Here is a 21,158-nt window from a genome sequence, read left to right on the forward strand (position 1 = left end):
AGGCGGCGGCAAAAAAAGCGGAGCCGGCCCGGGGACAGGGCCGGCTCCTAAAACCCGGTCGTTGGGGACGGGGAGGGTGGGGACTCGACCGGGCTTTTTCCAGGCACGCCGTATGAATGCGGCGTGCTTAGTCTCTTCGTGTTGCCCCAAAAGCCCTGCGCATCTTGGGGCAGCATGCATTGGGATCCTAGCGGACGCTGGCGACCGCGTCCTCGCGGCCGTCGTTGATCGAAACCCAAACGCCTGAATTCTCTGTCGATTGACGTTTGAGGTAGGTGTAGACCGTGTCGTTCCAGGCGAGCACTTTCGGCTCGAGATTGTCGAGGATGAACTCGCCGAGGCTGGTGCGCACCGTCAGCACCGCGTGGCCGTCGCCGTTCGGCTGGCGCACGACCGTCATCAAAAGGTCGCCGGCGGGGACACCGGCGGCCATTAATTCGCGGCGCTTCTCCAACGCGAAGTCCTCGCAGTCGCCGAAACCGTTGTCGGGATAGGCCCAGTATTCCTCGACCCCGTAGATCTCCATATCGGTACGTGGCTTGACGCGGGTGTTGACCGAATTGTTGACCTTGATCATCGTCGCCCACAGCTTGCGGGTCAGCTCGACAGGAGACCCATTCGGCGTCCTCTCATTGCATTCGATGGGGATACGCTGGCAGAGTTCATAATGGCCGACGGGCTGGGTGGTGCGGCCACCCGTATGCATGAACAGCGGTCCCGCGCTTGCCGTGCCCCAGGCGGAAAGCTGCATCGCCATTGCCAAGAGCAACAGCTTGCCCCTCGTCATTTTCATTATGGTAGTCTCCCCGTTTGAGAGAGACTGTGCCACGTTGGGATTTATTTGACGCAAAAACCGGAAGTAGAGATTGAGTAAAACGCCCGTAGATTAAATATAAAATTTGAACTATCTCGACTGCGGATTGTTGAGAATCTAAACCGGCCGCCGCACCCGGATCACGTGGCGTCTCGACATGCCGCCCGGCTGCTAGAAGGCCCTGATCCGGCCAACAAAAAACCGGCCGCTGGAGGCCGGTTGGATGCATGTCCGCATTCTAAGCGGTCAGGACCGCGGCGCGTTGAATTCCGAATCCAAGGTTTCCGGCCGCTGGATGACGGCAAACTCAATGGCGACGCCGTCCTCGAAGTGACGCACGACCTGGCCGCGCATCGTTCCCAGCATGACCTGCACGCCGATTGCTGGTTTGACGTCGATCTCGATCGCCGCGCCCGAGAGCGACAGGTCGATGATGCGGCACTGATACTGTCGCCCGTCGGTGAGCTGCAGCACGCTCATCGGATTGCGCGGCGCGACGCGCTCGTGGCGGCGGTCTTCCGGCAGGTCGAGCTCATGCTTGTTCGCAAGCCAGGTGAGCTGCGCGGCGAGCTTGTCCTTCTTGCGGTCCGAAGCGATGACGGTCATCGCGAAACCGTCCTGCGAGGTGCGCGTCACGATGCCTTCGATGCGACCGATGTGATCGATATAGGCAATGACCTTTTCCCCCGGCATGCCGACGCGATCGGTGCGCAAGGCGACATTGCCTGGCGACATGTCTATCACCTGGCACGCGTGTTCCGTGCGGTCCTCCAGCATGAAGCGTCCGTAGATTTTCACCCGGACACGCTGAAAATTGCGCCGCTCCACACGGGACGGCGCAAATTCCGCCGCTGACCTCATGACTGCCTACACCCCGTTGGCATTCCGCGCGACGTGCGAGGAATTTCACCGGAAAAAGCTACAGCAAAGCAGGTTAACAAACGGGAAAAAGCCGGCCCAAATGGGTTGGGGGCGGACGCCCACGCAAGGCAAAGGCCTGGACCAGATCGGGGCAAAATCTCGCGATCCGCTCTACTCGTTGCGCCCGCCGTCGAAGACGACGAGATGCCGTATCCGGCGTACGCGGCCGAGCGCCGAAATGGTCTCGGGCGCGTCGAACTCCGTCGGCACGAGCGACGGAACATCGATCGCCGGCCGGTTCTTCAGGAACATCGGGTCCTTGTCGGGATCGATGACCCGGATCGCGTCGATCAGGGCGTCGGCCAGCGGGTCGGCACCAAGCCAGAACGGCCGATCCGCGGCGCTGACGATGCCGAGGCAGCGAGGGCTCTCGACGCCGCCATCGAGCGGCAGCGCCAGCAGCTCGAACTTGCTGGAACGACCGTTTCGGCTGAATCCTTCATAGGTCAGAAGCAGCACCGACTTCTGATCGAAGACGCCGTGGATAAGACGCGACATAAGCCGCTGGTCCTTCTCGCGCCAGAGCGAGGGGAAGGAAAACCCTTTGAGCTCGCGACCGTAATAGGCGCAGAGCCTGGTGCCGGCCAGCCGGAACACGGCTTCGGCGCGTGTGTCGCGCTCCAGGATGAATGTATCGGCCAGGAGCGTCTTGATGTCCGCCGGCTCCACTTCCGAGCGTTTCGGAGCCGGGCGGCCATCACGCAGCCGGTTCCAATATTGGAACAGCGCGATTGATCCGTTCTGATTCATTTCCATTCCGCTCCGGCAATCTGTCTTTCTTGTTGTCCCATCGGCGAACAGACAGGGCGCCCTCCGATGACCTTCATGCGGTGCGGAGCAGGATGCGTGCCAGCATCGTTAACGTTTGTTCACGTCTCGGGGCCGTTAAGGTTAACAAGTGGTTTACGTTGCGCGCCGACGGGGCCTGTGGCACATCAAAAACCACTCCACAACGGTCGTTTCAGCAGCGATCGGCAGCGCTTCAGTCAGTTTTCGGGGAGCAGGGGACTCGACCGGCCGTTCAGGGAAACCTGGACGGCTTTCTTTTGATTCGCGTCGCCGATCCACGCCCTATCCGATTCAGCTTGAGCGATTCGCGATTTGTGATTCGATCAGGCGTGAACTACATGCTCGGCCGAAATCGAGTCTCCAGCCATCTGCGAAGAGGCCATGAGCGAGCCGGTAACACCGACCGAAACCGAAATGCAACCAGACGACGAAGCGCCGGAGCCGCGCCGCGAGCCGGTGTTCAACTTGCCGCCGGTTGTGCTGGCGGTGATGGGGATCTGCGCGATCGTCTTCCTGCTGGAGCGATATGTGCTGAACGACGACCAGCAAATGACGCTGCTCTACGACGGAGCCTTCATTCCGGTGCTCTATACCGGTCAATACGGCTTCGACTGGTTCCTGTTCACGCGCCCCTTCACCTATGCCTTCATGCATGGGGGCCTCGCTCACATTGCCGTCAACATGGTGTGGCTTGCCGCTTTCGGCTCACCGCTCGCCAATCGTTTCGGCGCGGCCCGGTTTGCGGTGTTCTACGCCGTGACCGGGCTGGCTTCGGTAGCGCTGTTCTGGGCCATGCACCCTTATGGCGAGATGCCGCTGGTCGGCGCGTCGGGCGCGATCTCGGGCATGATGGGAGCTGCGGCGCGCTACGGGTTCCGGATCGATCGCTCGTCAGGCCAGGCGGCCTTCGCCGGCGAGCCGTTGCCGATCGCAATCGTGCTGCGTTCGCGCGGCGTCATGACCTTCCTCGGCGTCTGGATGGTGATCAACCTCGCCACCGGCCTTCTCGGCTTTGCGCCGGGGATCGAAGGACAGATCGCCTGGGAAGCCCATATCGGCGGCTTTGTCGCCGGCTTTTTCGGCGTGCGTTTTTTCGATCGGCCCCAGCCGTCCGAGTAGCGCTGCGGCGCACTTGAAATGCAACCAATCACGGCGCACCATGTTCACCGGAACGTGAATGCCGGTCAGGGCAGGAGCCGGCGGGCAAGGCACAGGAGGACGCCATGACTGTGAAGGCAATTCTTGAGCAAAAAGGCCATGACGTGTTCACACTCGGGCCTAATGAAAAGCTGAGCGAAGCTATTCGCATCCTGACCGAGCATAGGATCGGCGCGCTGGTCATCACCAATGGCGACCGCAAGATCGTCGGCATCCTTTCCGAACGTGACATCGTGCGAGTGCTGGCCAGGGAGGGCGCGGCCGCGCTCGATATTCCGGTCCGATCGGCCATGACGCCGAAGGTCAAGATCTGCAACGAGAACCACACGGTCAACGAGGTCATGGAGATCATGACGAAGGGTCGCTTCCGCCACCTGCCGGTGGAGAAGGACGGGATGCTCGACGGCATCGTGTCGATCGGCGATGTGGTCAAGCGCCGGATCGAGGATGTCGAGCGCGAGGCCGAGGAGATCCGGGCCTACATCGCCACCGCCTGATACAGGCGGGAAGGTGCCGCCAGCACAGCCCGTGGGCTTACAAGCGCAAGCTGCCTGGAGGCCTGCGCGCGGCTTTGGACTTGTCTCAAGGAACGGTTTGCACTAGCGAGTGATGCGATTTTCGCAACGCGATAAGCAAAATCGCGCCAGCCACGAATGCGACCCATAGGCCTCCATGAGCATCATCGATACCCGCACGCCCGACCCGAAACGCCTGATCTCCGGCGCCACCGGCGACTGGGAAATCATCATCGGGCTCGAAGTGCATGCGCAAGTGACGTCCGAGGCAAAGCTGTTCTCCGGCGCCTCGACCTCTTTCGGCGCGGCACCCAACGCCAATGTCAGCCTGGTCGACGCGGCGATGCCCGGCATGCTGCCGGTGATCAACGAGGAATGCGTCAAGCAGGCGATCCGCACTGGGCTGGGCTTGAAGGCCGCGATCAACCACAAGTCGGTCTTCGATCGGAAGAACTATTTCTACCCGGACCTGCCGCAGGGCTATCAGATCTCGCAGTACAAGCAGCCGATCGTCGGCGAAGGCAAGGTGATCGTCTCGGTCGGACCGGACCGGCAGGGCGAGTTCGAGGACATCGAGGTCGGCATCGAGCGCCTGCATCTGGAGCAGGATGCCGGCAAGTCTATGCACGACCAGCATCCGACAATGTCCTATGTCGACCTCAACCGGTCCGGCGTTGCGCTCATGGAGATCGTCTCCAAGCCGGACATGCGCTCTGCCGACGAGGCCAAGGCCTATGTCAGCAAGCTGCGCACCATAATGCGCTATCTCGGTACCTGCGACGGCAACATGGACGAGGGTTCGCTGCGCGCCGACGTCAATGTCTCCGTGCGCCGCCCGGGCGGCGCGTTCGGCACGCGCTGCGAGATCAAGAACGTCAACTCGATCCGCTTCATCGGCCAGGCCATCGAGTCCGAAGCGCGCCGTCAGATCGCCATCCTCGAAGACGGCGGCTCGATCGAGCAGGAGACGCGCCTATTCGACCCCAACAAGGGCGAGACGCGCTCGATGCGCTCCAAGGAAGAGGCGCATGACTACCGCTATTTCCCCGACCCCGACCTTCTGCCGCTGGAGTTCGACCAGGCCTATGTCGATGATCTGGCACAGCATCTGCCGGAACTCCCGGACGAGAAGAAGGCGCGGCTGATCGGCTCGCTCGGCCTATCGCCCTACGACGCCTCGGTGCTGGTGTCGGAAAAGCCGGTCGCCGACTACTTCGAGAAGGTGGCCTCGGGGCGCGACGGCAAGCTTGCCGCCAACTGGGTCATCAACGACCTGCTGGGCGCTCTCAACAAGGCTGGCAAAGATATTGAAAACGCTCCGGTTTCGCCTGAGCAGCTCGGTGCCGTCGTCGACCTGATCAAGGAAGGCACGATCTCCGGCAAGATCGCCAAGGACCTGTTCGAGATCGTCTGGAACGAGGGCGGTGATCCGCGCCAACTGGTCGAAAGCCGCGGCATGAAGCAGGTGACAGACACCGGCGCCATCGAGAAGGCGGTCGACGAGGTCATCGCCGCCAATCCGGACAAGGCCGAGCAGGCGCGCGCCAAGCCGACCATGGCCGGCTGGTTCGTCGGCCAGGTGATGAAGGCGACCGGCGGCAAGGCGAACCCGCAGGCGGTCAACGAGCTGGTCAAGGCCAAACTCGGCATCGAATAGAGCGATGTTCGTCCGCACCGCCAGCGAGCGCGATCTTGTTGCGATCCGCGCGCTGCTGGTCGAGACGTGGCATGCGACCTATGACGCCATCTACGGCGCCGAGCATGTAATGGCGATCACCGACGACTGGCATTCTCTTGCTTCGCTCAAGGCGCAACTGGCCCGGCCGAATTCCGAATTCCTGGTCGCTGACGATGGCAAGCGGCTTGGCGGCATGGCTTTCGCGACCGCCACCACCGACCCGAAAATCGTCCTTCTGAACCAGCTCTACGTATCTCCGGATTGTCAGCGGCAAGGGATCGGCCAGGCGCTGCTCGACGAAGTCGAGGCCAGTTTTCCGGAGATGCGGACGCTGCGTCTGGAGGTCGAGCAGGCGAATGCGGCGGCGATCGCCTTCTACGAGGCGAACGGATTTCGGACGGCAGGCAGGACAGCGGATTGCGGCGGCAGTTCGGGATGGACCGCGCTCATCCTGGAGAAGCGGCTCGGCTAAAGCGCCGGCGGAGCGGCAGGGATTTCCACATTGTCGATCAGCCTGGTGGTGCCGAGCCAGGCCGCCGCGAGCAGGCGGCCGTCGCGGTCTCGTCGCCAGGGCGCGAGCGCTGCGGCCTCCCGCGCGGCGACGTAGTCGACCTTCCGAAAGCCCGCCCTGACGAGCGCTTCGGCAGCCTCACTCACCGCACGTGCCTCATCCGCGCCGGACGCGAGTTCGGCCGCGGTCTGACGCAGAACCACGTTGAATTTGCGCGCGATCTCGAGCTCGGCCGCGCCGAGATAGGCGTTGCGCGACGACATGGCGAGGCCGTGGGAATCACGCACGGTCGGCGCGCCGACGATCTCGACCGGCAGATCGAGATCACGGCACAGCTGCCTGACAACGCAAAGCTGCTGGTAGTCCTTCTCACCGAACACGGCACAGTCGGGCGCTGCCTGCAGGAAAAGCTTGGCCACGACAGTGGCGACGCCGTCGAAGAAGGCAGGCCGAAAATCCGTCTCCAGGCCGGAGGAGGGGCCTCCGACCGAGATTTTGGTGGCGAAGCCGGCCGGGTACATTTCCGCCACGCCTGGCGTGAAGGCCAGATGCACGCCTGCTTCCCGCAGTTGGTCGAGATCGCGGGCCAATTGGCGCGGATATTTGTCCAGGTCCTCGGTCGGCGCGAACTGGGTCGGATTGACGAAGACGGAGACGACGCAGCGCTCCGCCTTTTTGAGCGCGATCCTGACCAGCGAGATGTGGCCGTCATGCAGCGCGCCCATGGTCGGCACCATCGCGATCTTGAGGCCAGCCCGGCGCCAATCCCGGATCTGCGCGCGAAGGGCCGCAACGCTCTCGACGACGATTGGCCCGCTCATGCCTGGTCCTTGCCCGATGCCGCCGAAAAAACGTGGTCAGGTCCGGGAAATGCGCGGCTGCGCACCTCGTCGGCGTAACGCGCCGCCGCATCCGCAATGGTGTCGCGCAGCACTGCGTATTCCTTGACGAATTTCGGCACGCGGTCGACGGTCATGCCGATCATGTCGTCTACCACCAGGATCTGGCCGTCGCAGTCGCCGCTGGCGCCGATGCCGATGGTCGGGATCGCGATATGACGGGTGAGGTCCGAAGCCACCGCCTCGACCGTGCCCTCGATGACGACCGAGAAGGCGCCGGCCTTTTCAACCGCTTCGGCGTCGCGAAAAAGGGCGGCGATGTTTTCCCTGCTCCTGCCCTTGATCTTGTAGCCGCCGTCCTTGTCCACCGACTGCGGCTGCAGGCCGATATGGCCCATGACCGGGATGCCTTCCGCGACGATTGCCGCGATCTGCGCGGCCATGTCGACCCCACCCTCGAGCTTGACCGCCTGGCTGCCCGTCTCGCCGATGATGCGCCTTGCCGAGGCAACGGCTTGCGCCACTGAGGCCTCGTAGCTGCCTGCCGGCATGTCGACCACCACACAGGCCTTTGCGGAGCCACGCATCACCGCTTGTCCGTGCGCGATCATCATCTCCAGCGAAGCGCCGAGCGTTGTGGCATGGCCATGCAGCACCATGGCGACGCTGTCGCCGACCAGAAGCAGGTCGACATGCGGATCGAGCATGCGGGCTATCGGATAGGTATAGGCGGTGAGACAGACGATCGGCACGCCGCCCTTGCGGCGGCGAATGTCTTCGGCGCCGATCCGATTGCCGGTGGACCGTTCTGGGGCCAATCGTCACCTCCCTCAACCGGCGCGGGCCGGCCGCCAGCTTTGCCGGGCGTGCGAGCTTTAGAAACTGCGCAAACGCTTGGCAAGCCGAGGTGGCGATATCTCCACGCGTGTATCGATTTAGCGCACGAAGCATTTACATCGCAGGCTGGGCAAAACCCTTGCCTTCGCGTTGACCTGACGCCATAAGCAGGAAACGGCGCGGCCGCTGCCGCAACGAGGATCTGGATGAAGACTTTCCTGCTGCAGTTTTTCACCTGGTGGAACAGCCAGACACTTGGCACGCGCTTCCACACCTGGCGCTTCGGCAACAAGGTCGGCGAGGACGAGGTCGGCAACGTCTATTACGAGGGCGGCATCGATTCGGAAGGTCGCACCCGCCGCTGGGTCATCTATCGTGACTATTCCGAAGCCTCGAAGATCCCTCCGGGCTGGCATGGCTGGATGCATCATCGCGTCGACACGCCTCCGTCGAGCGAGAGCTATAAGGCTCGTGATTGGCAGAAGCCGCACCGGCCCAATCTCACAGGAACGCCGAGCGCCTATCGCCCGCAAGGTTCCATTCTGACCAACCAGCATCGCCCGCAGGTCACCGGCGACTACGACGCTTGGACGCCCGGTTCGTAAACGCGTTTTCGGTCTTTTGTCGCCACAATTGGCGTTTAGCTCCTTGCTGATAGCGCAGCCCTGACTAGCCTTGGGCGATTGAGAGAATCACCCGGGCGCAACCACCGGTATCCCTGCATGAACTCTTTCGGCCGACTCTCGACGGGACTGTTCGCGGCAGCGTCCGTTCTGGCTGCCTCGACGGCAGGGTTCGCCGCCGCGCAGACACCGGCGGCGCCGGCGGTTTCCGACCGCATCACCAATCCGGTCGCCGAATTCGCCGGCATCGACAAGATCACCGGCCGCATCATCACCTTCGACGTCTATATCGACGAGACGGTGCAGTTCGGCGCCCTGCAGGTGACGCCGCGCGTCTGCTACTCTCGGCCTGAGACCGAACAGCCGAAGACCGATTCCTTCGTCGAGGTCGACGAGATCACGCTCGATCGCAAGATCCGCCGTATCTTTACCGGCTGGATGTTCGCCGAAAGCCCCGGTCTCAACGCGGTCGAGCACGCCGTCTATGACGTCTGGCTGAAGGGCTGCAAGCAAAAATCGGACGTGCCGCCGCCGACCGCCGCCAAGGCCGATACGGGCAAGCCGAAGACGAATGCTGCCAAGCCGAAGCCGCCTGCCGAGGCAGCGCCTGAGCCGTCGGACGCGGCGCCCGCGCCGGATGGCGCCGACACCACAGACAGGAACTGATCTCGGAACTCTCGGAACCCTCTTTTTCGCAATCCGTTGGATAAACGGTGATGGCGACGGGAGATTTCCATGGCAACGATCAGGCCGATCACTGCCAGCAAGAAAGAGCTTCTCGATATCGAGAAAGGCTTCTGGACCGGCGATTCCGCATATTTCGCGGCCCACGCCGATGTGGATTGCCTCGTCGCCTTTCCGGAGATGGCGCAGGCGATGACCAATGCCGATCTGGCCAAGACCGCCACCAAGCCCAATCGCTGGCGCGATCTCGACATTCGGCTGAAAGGCATGGTCGAACCCGGCAGCGATATCGTCATGCTAACCTACGAGGCGCGCGCGACGCGGGAAAACGGCGAGCCCTATGCCGCTCTCGTCAGCACCGGCTATGTTCATCGCGCCGATGGCTGGAAGATGATGTTTCATTCCCAGACGCCAATTGAAACTGCGAGCGGGTGACCGCTTATCTCAGGGATAAAAGACCGCATCGCCCTTCAGGGCCTCGGCCAGCATTTTTTCGTAGCGGCTGCGCGGCACGTCGATGGCGCCGAAGCGCTTCAGGTGCTCGGTGGTGAACTGCGTGTCGAGGAGCGCGAAGCGGCGTTCGTTCAGCCGCTCGACGAGATAATAGAGGCAGGTCTTCGAGGCGTCGGTTTCTCGGGCGAACATGCTTTCGCCGAAGAAGACGCGCCCGAGTGACACCCCATAGAGACCGCCGGCCAGCCGGCCCTCGCGCCACGCCTCGACGGAATGGCAGTGGCCCAGCCGATAGAGCTCGACATAGGCTTCGCGGATCGGCGCGTTGATCCAGGTCGAGCGGCGCTCGTCGCGCCTTTCCGCGCAGCCGTCGATCGTCGCCTCGAAGTCGAAATCGTAGCGGATGTCGAAAGGGTGCCTGCGGATCGTCTTCTTCAGACTGCGCGGCGTGTGGAATCCGTCGAGCGGGATGATGCCGCGCGTCTCCGGCCGCACCCAGAACACTTCCGGGTCGGTGGCGCTCTCTGCCATCGGGAACACGCCCGAGGCATAGGCTTTCAGCAGCAGGTCGGTCGGGATGCGGTAGCCGGGCGCGTAGGGACGAGTCATTGCGCCATTATAACCGCAAGATCCTATTCCTCCTTGGCCAAATATTTCTCAAGCCAGTGGATGTCGTAATCGCCGTTGGCGATATCCGGATTTCCGACGAGGTCGCGGAACAGCGGCAGCGTCGTCTTGATGCCGTCGACGACGAATTCGTCGAGCGCCCGGCGCAGCCGCATCATGCATTCGACGCGGTTGCGCCCATGCACGATCAGCTTACCGATCAGGCTGTCGTAATAGGGCGGGATCCGGTAGCCGGAATAGACGCCGGAATCGACGCGGATGCCGAGGCCGCCCGGCGTGTGGAAATGCGTGATCGTACCGGGCGACGGCGTGAACGTGCGCGGATCCTCGGCGTTGATGCGGCACTCGATGGCGTGGCCGTTGAACTTGATGTCTTCCTGCTTGACCGACAGTCCGCCGCCGGAGGCGACACGGATCTGCTCATGCACGAGGTCGATGCCGGTGATCGCTTCGGTCACCGGATGCTCGACCTGCAGGCGTGTATTCATCTCGATGAAATAGAATTCACCGTTCTCGTAGAGGAATTCGATCGTGCCGGCGCCGGAATAGCCAAGATCGGCGATCGCCTTGGCGCAGATGCCGCCGATGCGCGCACGTTCCTCGGCGTTGAGGGCCGGTGAGTTCGCTTCCTCCCACACCTTCTGGTGGCGGCGTTGCAGCGAGCAGTCGCGCTCGCCGAAATGCACGCCGCGTCCGGCGCCGTCGCCGAACACCTGCAATTCGATATGGCGCGGCTTTTCCAGATATTTCTCGATGTAAACGGCATCGTCGCCGAAGGCAGCGCCGGCTTCTGATCTGGCGGTCTGCAGCGCCACTTCGAGGTCGGCTTCGGTGCGGGCGACCTTCATGCCGCGGCCGCCGCCGCCGGCCGAAGCCTTGATGATCACCGGATAGCCGATCGCGGCGGCAATGCGCTTTGCTTCCTTCTCGTCGCTGATCGCGCCGTCCGAACCAGGCACCACCGGGATGCCGAGGCGCTTTGCCGTGCGCTTGGCTTCGATCTTGTCGCCCATGATGCGGATATGGTCGCCGGAAGGGCCGATGAAGGTGATGTTATGGGCGGCGAGGATATCGGCGAACTTGGCGTTTTCTGACAGGAAGCCGTAGCCCGGGTGCACGGCATCGGCGCCGGTGATCTCGCAAGCGGCGACGATCTGGTGAATGTTGAGATAGCTTTCGCGTGACGGCGGCGGGCCGATGCAGACGCTTTCGTCGGCAAGCCGCACATGCATGGCGTCGGAATCGGCCGTCGAATGGACCACCACCGTCTGGATGCCGAGCTCCTTGCAGGCGCGCAGCACCCGAAGCGCGATTTCGCCGCGATTGGCGATGAGGATTTTTTGGAACATCTGCCCGCTGTTCCCGGCTCTACTCGATGACCACGAGCGGCATGCCGTATTCGACCGGCTGGGCGTCCTCGATCAGGATCGCCGTCACCGTGCCGGCGCGCGGCGAGGGAATCTGGTTCATCGTCTTCATCGCTTCGATGATGAGCAGCGTCTGGCCTTCCTTCACCTTCTGGCCGATCTCGATGAACGCCTTGGCGTCGGGCGAGGGCGCGAGATAGGCGGTGCCGACCATCGGCGAGGGCACGGCGTTCTTGGAAGGATCGGCTGCCGTCGCGGGCGCGGCCGCTACCGCCTGAGCCGGCCCGGCAACCGCCGCGGACGGCATAGGAAGCGGAGCAGCGACCGCGTGGACGGCCTGAGACTGACGCGACACGCGCACTTTCAGATCGCCGAGCTCGACCTCGATCTCGGTCAGGTTGGTGTCGTTCAGTATGCCCGCCAAGTCGCGGATCAGCTGCTGGTCAACACCGTTCTTCTTTATCGACATTTTCGAGCCTTCTGTTTGGGAGCCGGTCACAGGCGCACCGCCAGTGCCTGCAGCGCAAGCGTATAGCCGAGTGGCCCGAACCCGCAGATCATGCCGACAGCGACCGGCGCGACCATGGAGACGTGGCGGAAAGGCTCCCGCGCGTGGATATTGGAAAGATGGACTTCAGCGACGGGCAGCGGCGCGATGGCGCGGATGGCGTCGTGAATGGCAATCGAGGTATGGCTGTAGGCCCCGGGATTGATGACGATGCCTGCGGCCTTTTCACCGGCTTCCTGGATCCAGTCGACGAGATCACCTTCGTGATTGGACTGACGAAAATCGATCTCGAGCCCGAGCGCCGTGCCGGCGGCCTTGCAATCCTCGGCGATGGCGGCAAGCGTCTTGCCGCCATAGATCCCCGGCTCACGCTTGCCGAGTGCATTGAGATTGGGACCGTTCAGGACGAAAATCGTTTTCAAATATGCCGACCTCTTCGGCGCCGGCCGCAAGCCGGCGCGCCGGCCCTCTATAATGGGCATATCCGCCCGCGAAAAGAGCGCAAGTACGTTCTTTCGCTGTCCACAACAGGCGGAAAACCGCCTGTTATCGCGACTCGCAATCGCTTAGAGCATGATCCCGAAAACTGTGCAGCGGTTTTCGGAAAAGACCATGCCCAAACCTAGAGCGCGCTCTTGGCCTGCTCGATCTTCTCCGCCAGAACCTGCTGTCCGAGCGCGCCGAACACCACCTCATTGCCGACCACATAGGACGGCGTGCCGGTGATCGACAGCTTGGTGGCGAGATCGTAGGTGCGCGAGAGCGCTTCGTTGATGCTCGGATCCTTCATCTTCTCGCGCAGCTTCGCCTCGTCGGCACCGAGCGAAACAGCGACCTTCATGGCGGTGGATTCGGTGGCACGGCCCTGGCTGCCGAGCAGCGCAGTGTGGAACTCGCTGTACTTCTCCGGCATCATCAGATGGAAGGCCATCGAGACCACGCTGGCCTTTTGCGAATCCGGGCTGAGGATTGGAAACTCCTTGAGCACGAAGCGCAGGTCCGGATCGGCTTTGGTCAGCGCCTTCATGTCCTCAATGGCGCGTTTGCAGAAGCCGCAATTGTAGTCGTAGAACTCGACGATGGTGACTTTGCCCTTCGGGTTGCCGACCACGCCGTCGAAGGTGGAGTTGAAGATCTCGTCCTTCGCATCCTTGATGACGCCGAGTGCGGCGAGCCGCTGCTCTTCCTTCTGCTTGGCCTCGAGCGCGTCCTGAACCTCGAGCAGGACCTCGGGGTTTTTCAACAGATAGTCGCGGATGATGCCTTCGACCTCCTTGCGGTCGATCTTGCTGTCCGCCGAGGCCACCTGGATGGCTTGCGTCGTGTCGGCCCTAGCGGCCTGCGGGCTTCCTGCCACGAAGCCGAATGCCAGCATGCCGAGCGCCACCGCCACGCCGGCGCTGCCGAGCAGGATTGCCTTGTTCATGATCAGTTCCTTCTGCCTGTCCCGGTCCAACCTGGTCGCCGTGCGCGGCCGGGAGGTTCACTTGAGTTTGTTAGATGGCGTGTAGTTTATGATATCCTGCGCGCGAAGCCAGCGGGGCTCGCCGCGCTTCAACTTCTGTTGAGCGCGCATGGCGAAGATCTTCGCGTTCTTATAGTCGGCCGAATAGAAATGGCCCTCCGCTGTCGCAAGGTCGGCGGCCGGGATTTGCCCCAATTCGGCATAGGCTTGAGCCAGATAGCGGTAGGCTACGGCGTTTTCCTTGTCGCGCCCGATCCCGCTGTTGAGCTGCGCCACCGCTTTGTTGATTGAGTCCGGCGTGCCGACCGCCATCAGCGCCTGGCCGAGCGAGACCAGCAGCAAGCCGGACCGCGCCGCGTCGAGGCTCGCCGCTTTGGCATAGGCATCCGCGGCGTCCTTGGGCCTGTTGGCCTTCATCAGGATGTCGCCGCGCAGTTCCTGGAAATAGGGGTTCTTCGGCTGTTCCTTGATTAGGGCCGCGGTTTTCGTCAGCGCGGCGCCAGGATTGCCGTAGAGATAGGTCTGCTGCGCGTCGCCATAGCGCGAGGCAAGGCTGGTCGGGTTCTTGCGCATCAGCCGCGCCACGGCCGCCTGGCCTTGCATATAGGCCGCGATCTTGATGCGCATCATGTCATGCCGCTGCTGCAGCGCCGGCGCGTCGACCTGGCTGACATATGGGCTCGCCTTGACCAGCACCTCGAGATTGGCGATGCGCTCCCGGGGCATCGGATGGCTGATCCGGTAAGGATCGAGCTGGGTGCCCGACAGCGAAAGCGCGCTCTGGAAGCGCCCGAAGGTCTTCAGCATGCCCATGCCGGACTGGCCGGTGGCATTGAGGTAGGTGATCGCCGAGCGGTCGGCGGTGATTTCTTCGCCGCGCTGATAAGCAAGGATGCTGCGCTGCGCCATCTCGCCGCCGCCGGCGGCGACGCCCATGCCGGCGCCGGCAAGGCCGCGGCTGTTGGTGGTGGCGCCGGCCACGATCGCGCCCGCCCCGAGCAGCGTGGCGATGATGGCCATGGTCTTGGCGCGATCGAGTTGATCGCGCAGCTTCTGCTGGTGGCCGCCGGCAATATGGCCGGCCTCGTGCGCGATGACGCCGATGATCTCGTTCGGCGTCTCGGCCGTCACCAGCGCGCCGGTGTTGATGAACAGGCGGCGGCCGGTCACGAACGCATTGAAGCTCTGGTCGTTGACGAGAACGATGTCGATCCCGTCATTGGCAAGGCCCGCCGCCTTGAAGATCGGTCGGGCATAGTCGCGCACCAGCGCCTCGATCTCGGCGTCGCGCACCACCGGCACGCCTTGCGCGAAGGCGCTCAGCGAAGTGGACACCGCGACGGCGGCGGCGAGCAGGAGCGTCGCGAACCCGCGCGCGGTTCGCCCTATTGCGGTCGATCTATCGATCATCGTTCGGGTCGGCTCAACATGACAGGTCCACTGGTAGACGAGCGGGCGAAGGATGAAAAGTCGGCGCCGATAACTTCCTGCGCGCTTGTGATCCCCACACCAATCGGGCATTTGTGCGGCGCTGCCGTCGAACTCCCGGCAGTTCCAGGGCAAGCGAGCGATGGTTTGCCTGTGGATTTGCCAACCAAAGGCAGGCTGAAGAGTCAGATGGTCGTTTCGCTTTCACGCCGCGGCGAGGTCGAGCCGTTCCACGCCATGGATATTCTGGCCGAGGCCAACCGGCTGAAGGCGACCGGGATTCCCGTGGTGTCGATGGCGGTCGGCCAGCCGTCGGACCCGGCGCCGGTCGGCGTCCGCGAAGCCGCCGCTCTCGCGCTGAAGCACGGCCGCATCGGCTACACCGATGCTCTTGGCCTGGCGGAGCTGCGCAAGGCGATCGCCGCGCACTATGGCGAGCATTACGGGATCGATATCGCGCCCGCCCGTATCGCCGTCACTACCGGCTCGTCGGCCGCCTTCAACCTGGCTTTCCTGGCGATGTTCGATCCCGGCGACCGCGTCGCCATCGCCGCGCCCGGCTATCCGGCCTACCGCAACATCATGGCCGCGCTTGGCATCGAGATCGTCGAGATCGAGCTTGGATCGGACGCCTATCTGCATGCCGACCACCTGAAGAGCGCACACCGCGAGAAGCCGTTGAAAGGCGTGCTGTTTGCCAGTCCAGCCAATCCGACCGGCGCGGTCATTCCAGCCGACGAGCTTTCCGCGTTGGTGAGGACCGCAGGCGAGCTTGGCATCGCGGTGATCTCGGACGAAATCTACCACCGGCTGGCCTATGCCGCGCCCGACGTCACTGCACTTGCCTGTGGCGCCGGCGTGACGGTGATCAACTCCTTCTCGAAATATTATTGCATGACCGGGTGGCGCATCGGCTGGATGGTGCTGCCGGACGAACTGGTGCGGCCGGTCGAGCGCATCGCGCAGAGCCTCTACATCTCGCCGCCGGAACTGTCGCAGGTCGCGGCGATCGAGGCCTTCAATGCCACGCAAGAGCTGGAAGCGGTGAAGGCGCGTTATGCCTGGAACCGCGACCTGCTGATGAAGCGTCTACCGGAGCTGGGCTTCCCGCTCGCGGCGCCCATGGACGGCGCGTTCTACGCCTTCTGCGATGTCACGCGGCACACCAATGACAGCATGGCCTTCGCGCGCAAGATGCTGGCCGAGGCGCATGTGGCGGCCACGCCCGGCCGTGATTTCGATCCGCTCCAGGGCCATCGCACCATGCGCTTTTCCTATGCCGGCAGCCATGACGACATGGTCGAGGCGCTGGCGCGCATCGAAAGTTGGCTGAAATAGACGCTATGCCCGAGCTTGAACAGGCGCTGGCGGAAGTGGCCGCCGAAATGACCGAGCGCAGCGATCGCGGCGATGTCGCCACCTATATCCCGCAGCTCGGCAAAGTCGATCCGAAGAAATTCGGCATTGCCGCCGTGACCAATGACGGGCGCATCATCCTTGCCGGCGATGCCGATCAGCCCTTTTCGATCCAGAGCGTCTCGAAGGTGTTCACGCTGACCCTGGCGCTGGGCAAGGTCGGCGATGCGTTGTGGCAGCGTGTCGGCCGCGAGCCGTCGGGCAATCCGTTCAACTCGATCGTCCAGCTCGAGCATGAGAGCGGCATTCCGCGCAATCCGTTCATCAACGCCGGCGCCATCGTCGTATCCGACATCCTGCTTGCCGGCCACCAGCCGCGCGAGGCGATCGGCGAGATCCTGCGCTTCGTCCAATTCCTGGCCGACGACGACACGATCATCATCGACCGCGAGGTCGCGGCCTCGGAACGCGCTACCGGCTACCGCAACTTCGCTCTGGCCAATTACATGAAGTCCTTTGGCAATCTCGACCATGAGCCGGAGCTGGCGCTGGGCGTCTACTTCCATCATTGCGCCATCGCCATGAGCTGCCGGCAGCTCGCCATGGCCGGCCGCTTCCTCGCCAATGGCGGTCGGAACCCGGCGACCGGGCTGTCGGTAGTGTCGACCGAGCGTGCGCGCCGCATCGGCGCGCTGATGCTGACCTGCGGCCACTATGACGGCTCCGGCGATTTCGCCTTCCGTGTCGGCATTCCGGGTAAGAGTGGCGTCGGCGGCGGTATTCTTGGCATCGTGCCGGGCGTCGCCTCGCTCGCCGTCTGGTCCCCCGGCCTCAACGAGAACGGCAATTCAAAGCTCGGCTCCATAGCGCTTGAGAAGCTCGCCAGGATGATGAACTGGTCGATCTTCGCGCCTTAGCAGGTGCTGGGGCGCAAGATTGGAAGGCCAGAAAACGAAAATCCCGCGCCGGGCGGCACGGGATCTTCTGTTAACAACTAAGCCTAATGTGCTGAAAGAGCTTAGAAAAAGCCTTTCCGCTGCCACCAGCCGGCACGCTTCGGCTTTTCTTCGGTCTTGGCTTCCTCGCTGACGTTGGACGAAACGACGGGGACAACCGGCGTGTCGATCGACTGCGGTTTGCGCCGCGTCGGATGCGCATTGACCTGCGCTTCGGCCTCGGTCGGAGCAGCAGCGGCCGCTGCCAGCTCCGGTTCGGCGGCCGCAGGTTCAGCGGGAAGTTCCGCCGCCGGCTCGGGCGCTTTTTCGGAGACGGTTTCCTCGACAGCCTTCTTCGATCGCGGTGCACGGCGAGGCTTCTTCGGCTTCTCCGTTTCCGCGACATCGTCATTGGCGGGCGAGGGCGCGGCCTGCTCTTCGGCTGCAGCGACCGGCGGCGCGCCCTCGGGAGCTTCGACTTCCGCTTCTTCGCCTTCGAGACCATCGCCGGCATCGGCATCGGCAGCGATCTCGCCTTCCTCGCGGCGATTGCGCTTGCCGCCGCGCTTGCCGCGACGGCGCTTCTTGCCCTGCCCCTCTTCAGCTGCTTCCGCCCCGGCCGGTGCTTCAGCCGTTACCTCGGCTGCTGCTTCGCCAGCAATCGTGCCGGCGTCCGCAGGTGCGGGGGCCGAGACGGCATCGCCATGGCCTTGATGCTCGCGGTCGCGATCCTTGCCGCCGCGCCGCCGACGGCGTTTGCGGCGCTTGCGGCCGCCTTCGCCGTCCTCGGACCGCTGCGGATGCTGTCCCTGCTGTGGATGGCGCGGCTGTTCGGCCTGGACCGATACCTCTTCTTCCTCCTCGACGACGATCTCGTCCTCGGGTTCTTCCGGCTCGACATAGGTCGGCAGGCTACGCACCTCGACGAAGCCTTCCGGCTTCTCAGCCACCGCGCCGCGGAAGATCGCGTAGTGTTGCGCGCCCAGCGTCTCGTCGGCTTCGAGCGTGATGCTCAGGCCGAACCGGGCCTCGAGCTCGACCAGATTGGCGCGCTTGTGGTTGAGCACATACAGCGCGGTCGCCGCCGGCGTGCGCACTGTGATGTGGCTGCGCGAATCCTTGAGCAGGAATTCCTCGATTGCCCGCACCACCATCAGCGCCACCGAGGAGTCCGATCTCACATGGCCTGTGCCGCCGCAATGCGGGCAGGGCTTCATCGTCGATTCCAGCACGCTGGCACGGATGCGCTGGCGCGACATCTCCATCAGGCCGAAATGCGAGATGCGACCGACCTGGATGCGGGCGCGATCGTTCTTGAGGTGATCCTTCAGCCGCTTCTCGACCGCGCGGTTGTTGCGGTTCTCCTCCATGTCGATGAAGTCGATGACGATCAGGCCGGCAAGGTCGCGCAGCCTGAGCTGCCGCGCGACTTCCTCGGCGGCCTCCAGATTGGTGTGGAGCGCGGTGTCCTCGATCGAATGCTCCTTGGTGGAGCGGCCGGAGTTGACGTCGATCGAGACCAGCGCCTCGGTCTGGTTGATGATGATGTAGCCGCCGCTCTTCAGCGTCACTTGCGGCTGCAGCATCCGGTCGAGCTGCGCCTCGATGCCGTTGCGCACGAAGATCGGCGTGGTGTCGCGGTAGGGCTGAACCACCTTGGCATGGCTCGGCATCAGCATCCGCATGAAGTCCTTGGCCTCGCGGTAGCCGTCCTCGCCGGAGACCAGGATCTCGTCGATATCCTTGTTGTACAGGTCGCGGACCGAGCGCTTGATCAGGCTGCCTTCCTCATAGACCAGGGCAGGGGCCGTGGACTGCAGCGTGAGATTGCGGACATTCTCCCAAAGCCGCATCAAATATTCATAGTCGCGCTTGATCTCGGCCTTGGTGCGGCTTTCGCCGGCGGTGCGCAGGATGACTCCCATGCCCTGCGGCACCTCGAGATCGGCGACGACCTCCTTCAGCCGCTTGCGGTCCTGGGCATTGGTGATCTTGCGCGATATGCCGCCGCCACGCGCGGTGTTCGGCATCAAGACCGAATAGCGGCCGGCGAGCGATAGATAGGTGGTCAGCGCCGCGCCCTTGTTGCCGCGCTCTTCCTTGACGACCTGGACCAGTAGGATCTGGCGGCGCTTGATGACTTCCTGGATCTTGTACTGGCGGCGCACCGGCTTGCGGCGGTTGCGAACCTCTTCAAGCGCATCCTCGGCGCCGACCGATTCGATTTCGTGTTCGTCCGAATGTGCGGACGAAACTTCTTCGAGCATGCCGCGATCATCGTCGCTGGGAGCGGCTTCCTCGGCCGGAGCGACCTCGCTGGTCGATTCGGCCTGCACCGGTTCCGAAATCACATCCGCATCGATGCTCGCGGCGATCGAAGTGGGGCCGCTCTCGGAAGGCTGGCGATTCTCGCTGTCGGTCGCATCGGCGTCTTCGGTGTCGCTGCCGGCTTCGGGGGCCTTGTTCTCCTCTTCGCCGGCTGCCTCGGCTACGGTCTCAACGGTTTCGGAGCCTTCGGTGGCTTCGGTCGAGGTATCGGCCGCATCGCCGGGCTCATCAGCGGAAGCGCTGGAAGCTGCGACCTCATCGGCGCTTTCGCCGCCTTCGTCGGCACCGGCGGCATCGGAACCGCGCTTTTGCTCGGCCCGGTCGCGGTTCTTGCCGCCGCGCCGGCGGTTGCGGCGGCCGCCGCGATCGCGCGCCTGCTGTTCCTCGCCGGTCTCGGCCTCCTCGTCCTCTTCGTCGTCCGCCTCCTGCGCTTCGGCGCGCAGCAGGGCCTGACGGTCGGCGACCGGGATCTGGTAATAGTCGGGGTGAATTTCACTGAAGGCGAGAAAACCGTGACGGTTGCCGCCATATTCGACAAAGGCTGCCTGAAGGGAAGGTTCGACGCGGGTTACGCGGGCGAGATAGATGTTTCCTTTGAGCTGCTTCTTGTCCTGGGATTCAAAGTCGAATTCTTCGATGCGGTTACCGCGAACGACAACAACGCGTGTTTCCTCCGGGTGGGAGGCGTCTATCAGCATCTTGTTGGGCATTATTTCGTTTCCTCCCGGCAGCCATCAGCCGCAGCTGGCGAGGCAGACCCCGCCGCTCTGTGCCTGGATTTGTGTGGCTGCCGGATAATTGAATGTCCGCCGGCCGGAGCTTGAGCGCGATGGCGGTGCCGCCCGCAGCCACAATGGCGCGGTTCGATGCGGACCTTTCCATGATTGCGCTTGAAGCCATCGGCACCCAGCAGAACCGTTTTGAACCAAAGCCCGGGCTTGGCCGGACCAGCTTGTTTGCTCGCACAGAGCCGGCGCGGGAGATCCCGGCCGTTTTCATCGCGCAAGCGATTCCCCCGCCACGGGAGCACGCCTGCGAAAATCGTCGCGATCATCTGAAACCCGGAAGCGCCTTGCACATCTTACCCTGGCGGGAAGCTGCAGGGCGGGCGGTTCCAGGATTGCAGTGATCCAATGTCGCTTTTATGATTTGGCGGGTTGGAAGGCAACCCCGATTTCGGATGCCGGCAAAAAGCGCTTCCGCAGGGGAAGGTGGCGCTCCACCTACTGCATGAAAGGCTTGGTTAACCTTCTCTGGATACCAATCGTTAATCGGGTTGGCCGCCAGACAGGCCGTTCTGCCAAACAGGCCGGCGCGAGGCG

General features: G+C 63.4%; 22 protein-coding genes. 10 read left to right on the top strand and 12 right to left on the bottom strand.

Translation table 11 applies throughout. The features are described from left to right. Window positions 1-187 precede the first annotated feature (187 nt). The 3 genes from P9254_RS18930 to P9254_RS18940 all read right to left on the bottom strand — a co-directional run bounded on the left by P9254_RS18930 (window position 188) and on the right by P9254_RS18940 (window position 2,485). Window positions 188-793: a transglutaminase-like cysteine peptidase gene (locus P9254_RS18930; protein WP_127217008.1), complete on the bottom strand. Its 606-nt coding sequence runs from the start codon at window positions 791-793 to the stop codon at window positions 188-190. 267 nt (window positions 794-1,060) lie between these two features. Further along, window positions 1,061-1,675, bottom strand: a complete 615-nt coding sequence (locus tag P9254_RS18935; RefSeq protein ID WP_067321610.1) for a PilZ domain-containing protein — start codon at window positions 1,673-1,675, stop codon at window positions 1,061-1,063. A gap of 171 nt (window positions 1,676-1,846) precedes the next feature. Then, entirely contained in the window at window positions 1,847-2,485 is a 639-nt protein-coding gene (locus P9254_RS18940; protein ID WP_067321654.1) for a PAS domain-containing protein, read from the bottom strand. A gap of 420 nt (window positions 2,486-2,905) precedes the next feature. Between P9254_RS18940 and P9254_RS18945 the strand changes: the two genes are divergently transcribed. The 4 genes from P9254_RS18945 (at window position 2,906) to P9254_RS18960 (ending at window position 6,347) form a co-directional block, all read left to right on the top strand. Next, window positions 2,906-3,643 carry a rhomboid family intramembrane serine protease gene (locus P9254_RS18945; RefSeq protein ID WP_278055950.1) on the top strand — a complete coding sequence of 246 codons (738 nt, stop codon included), beginning with the start codon at window positions 2,906-2,908 and terminating at the stop codon, window positions 3,641-3,643. Window positions 3,644-3,747: 104 nt separating this feature from the next. Beyond that, window positions 3,748-4,179, top strand: a complete 432-nt coding sequence (locus P9254_RS18950) for a CBS domain-containing protein (protein WP_066989480.1) — start codon at window positions 3,748-3,750, stop codon at window positions 4,177-4,179. 175 nt (window positions 4,180-4,354) lie between these two features. After that, window positions 4,355-5,854, top strand: a complete 1,500-nt coding sequence (gene gatB, locus P9254_RS18955; protein WP_278055948.1) for an Asp-tRNA(Asn)/Glu-tRNA(Gln) amidotransferase subunit GatB — start codon at window positions 4,355-4,357, stop codon at window positions 5,852-5,854. 4 nt (window positions 5,855-5,858) lie between these two features. Next, the gene (locus tag P9254_RS18960) at window positions 5,859-6,347 is read left to right on the top strand and encodes a GNAT family N-acetyltransferase (protein WP_278055946.1); all 489 of its coding nucleotides are present in this window, start codon (window positions 5,859-5,861) and stop codon (window positions 6,345-6,347) included. Here P9254_RS18960 and panC read toward each other — a convergent pair. Together panC and panB are read right to left on the bottom strand one after the other, a co-directional pair. Next, a complete protein-coding gene (panC, locus tag P9254_RS18965; RefSeq protein WP_278054629.1) occupies window positions 6,344-7,207 on the bottom strand; it encodes a pantoate--beta-alanine ligase in 864 nt (287 codons plus the stop codon). The genes P9254_RS18960 and panC overlap by 4 nt on opposite strands. Beyond that, a complete protein-coding gene (panB, locus tag P9254_RS18970) occupies window positions 7,204-8,043 on the bottom strand; it encodes a 3-methyl-2-oxobutanoate hydroxymethyltransferase (RefSeq protein ID WP_278055944.1) in 840 nt (279 codons plus the stop codon). Before panB ends, panC begins: the two co-directional genes overlap by 4 nt. 225 nt (window positions 8,044-8,268) lie before the next feature. Between panB and P9254_RS18975 the strand changes: the two genes are divergently transcribed. The 3 genes from P9254_RS18975 (at window position 8,269) to P9254_RS18985 (ending at window position 9,804) form a co-directional block, all read left to right on the top strand. Further along, window positions 8,269-8,667 carry an NADH:ubiquinone oxidoreductase subunit NDUFA12 gene (locus P9254_RS18975; RefSeq protein ID WP_066989491.1) on the top strand — a complete coding sequence of 133 codons (399 nt, stop codon included), beginning with the start codon at window positions 8,269-8,271 and terminating at the stop codon, window positions 8,665-8,667. 117 nt (window positions 8,668-8,784) lie between these two features. After that, complete coding sequence (locus tag P9254_RS18980; RefSeq protein ID WP_278055942.1) at window positions 8,785-9,351, top strand: DUF2155 domain-containing protein; 567 nt, start codon at window positions 8,785-8,787, stop codon at window positions 9,349-9,351. A 69-nt stretch (window positions 9,352-9,420) separates the two neighbouring features. Next, on the top strand, window positions 9,421-9,804 hold the full coding sequence (locus P9254_RS18985; RefSeq protein WP_066989496.1) for a hypothetical protein: 384 nt from the start codon (window positions 9,421-9,423) through the stop codon (window positions 9,802-9,804). A gap of 9 nt (window positions 9,805-9,813) precedes the next feature. Here the strand turns inward: P9254_RS18985 and aat are convergent, their stop codons facing one another. From aat to P9254_RS19015, 6 genes are all read right to left on the bottom strand, one after another. After that, on the bottom strand, window positions 9,814-10,431 hold the full coding sequence (gene aat, locus P9254_RS18990) for a leucyl/phenylalanyl-tRNA--protein transferase (RefSeq protein ID WP_066989498.1): 618 nt from the start codon (window positions 10,429-10,431) through the stop codon (window positions 9,814-9,816). Window positions 10,432-10,454: 23 nt separating this feature from the next. Continuing rightward, a complete protein-coding gene (gene accC / locus P9254_RS18995) occupies window positions 10,455-11,798 on the bottom strand; it encodes an acetyl-CoA carboxylase biotin carboxylase subunit (protein WP_066989500.1) in 1,344 nt (447 codons plus the stop codon). Window positions 11,799-11,817: 19 nt separating this feature from the next. Further along, window positions 11,818-12,285: an acetyl-CoA carboxylase biotin carboxyl carrier protein gene (gene accB / locus P9254_RS19000; protein WP_067321651.1), complete on the bottom strand. Its 468-nt coding sequence runs from the start codon at window positions 12,283-12,285 to the stop codon at window positions 11,818-11,820. 26 nt (window positions 12,286-12,311) lie between these two features. Continuing rightward, complete coding sequence (aroQ, locus tag P9254_RS19005; protein WP_095824855.1) at window positions 12,312-12,746, bottom strand: type II 3-dehydroquinate dehydratase; 435 nt, start codon at window positions 12,744-12,746, stop codon at window positions 12,312-12,314. 200 nt (window positions 12,747-12,946) lie between these two features. Continuing rightward, the gene (locus tag P9254_RS19010) at window positions 12,947-13,750 is read right to left on the bottom strand and encodes a DsbA family protein (protein ID WP_067321649.1); all 804 of its coding nucleotides are present in this window, start codon (window positions 13,748-13,750) and stop codon (window positions 12,947-12,949) included. A gap of 57 nt (window positions 13,751-13,807) precedes the next feature. Beyond that, on the bottom strand, window positions 13,808-15,199 hold the full coding sequence (locus P9254_RS19015; RefSeq protein WP_095824709.1) for a M48 family metalloprotease: 1,392 nt from the start codon (window positions 15,197-15,199) through the stop codon (window positions 13,808-13,810). Window positions 15,200-15,406: 207 nt separating this feature from the next. Here P9254_RS19015 and P9254_RS19020 point away from each other — a divergent pair, with 207 nt between their 5' ends. Both P9254_RS19020 and P9254_RS19025 read left to right on the top strand, forming a co-directional pair. Continuing rightward, window positions 15,407-16,555: a pyridoxal phosphate-dependent aminotransferase gene (locus tag P9254_RS19020; RefSeq protein ID WP_278055938.1), complete on the top strand. Its 1,149-nt coding sequence runs from the start codon at window positions 15,407-15,409 to the stop codon at window positions 16,553-16,555. Window positions 16,556-16,560: 5 nt separating this feature from the next. Continuing rightward, window positions 16,561-17,490: a glutaminase gene (locus tag P9254_RS19025; RefSeq protein WP_164746708.1), complete on the top strand. Its 930-nt coding sequence runs from the start codon at window positions 16,561-16,563 to the stop codon at window positions 17,488-17,490. 101 nt (window positions 17,491-17,591) lie between these two features. Here P9254_RS19025 and P9254_RS19030 read toward each other — a convergent pair whose 3' ends face one another. Next, on the bottom strand, window positions 17,592-20,546 hold the full coding sequence (locus P9254_RS19030; protein ID WP_278055936.1) for an Rne/Rng family ribonuclease: 2,955 nt from the start codon (window positions 20,544-20,546) through the stop codon (window positions 17,592-17,594). A gap of 92 nt (window positions 20,547-20,638) precedes the next feature. Between P9254_RS19030 and P9254_RS19035 the strand changes: the two genes are divergently transcribed. Beyond that, on the top strand, window positions 20,639-20,965 hold the full coding sequence (locus P9254_RS19035; protein ID WP_278055934.1) for a hypothetical protein: 327 nt from the start codon (window positions 20,639-20,641) through the stop codon (window positions 20,963-20,965). The last annotated feature ends 193 nt before the right edge of the window (window positions 20,966-21,158 follow it).

The organism is Mesorhizobium sp. WSM4983, assembly GCF_029625765.1.
In the GTDB taxonomy this organism is placed as follows: domain Bacteria; phylum Pseudomonadota; class Alphaproteobacteria; order Rhizobiales; family Rhizobiaceae; genus Mesorhizobium.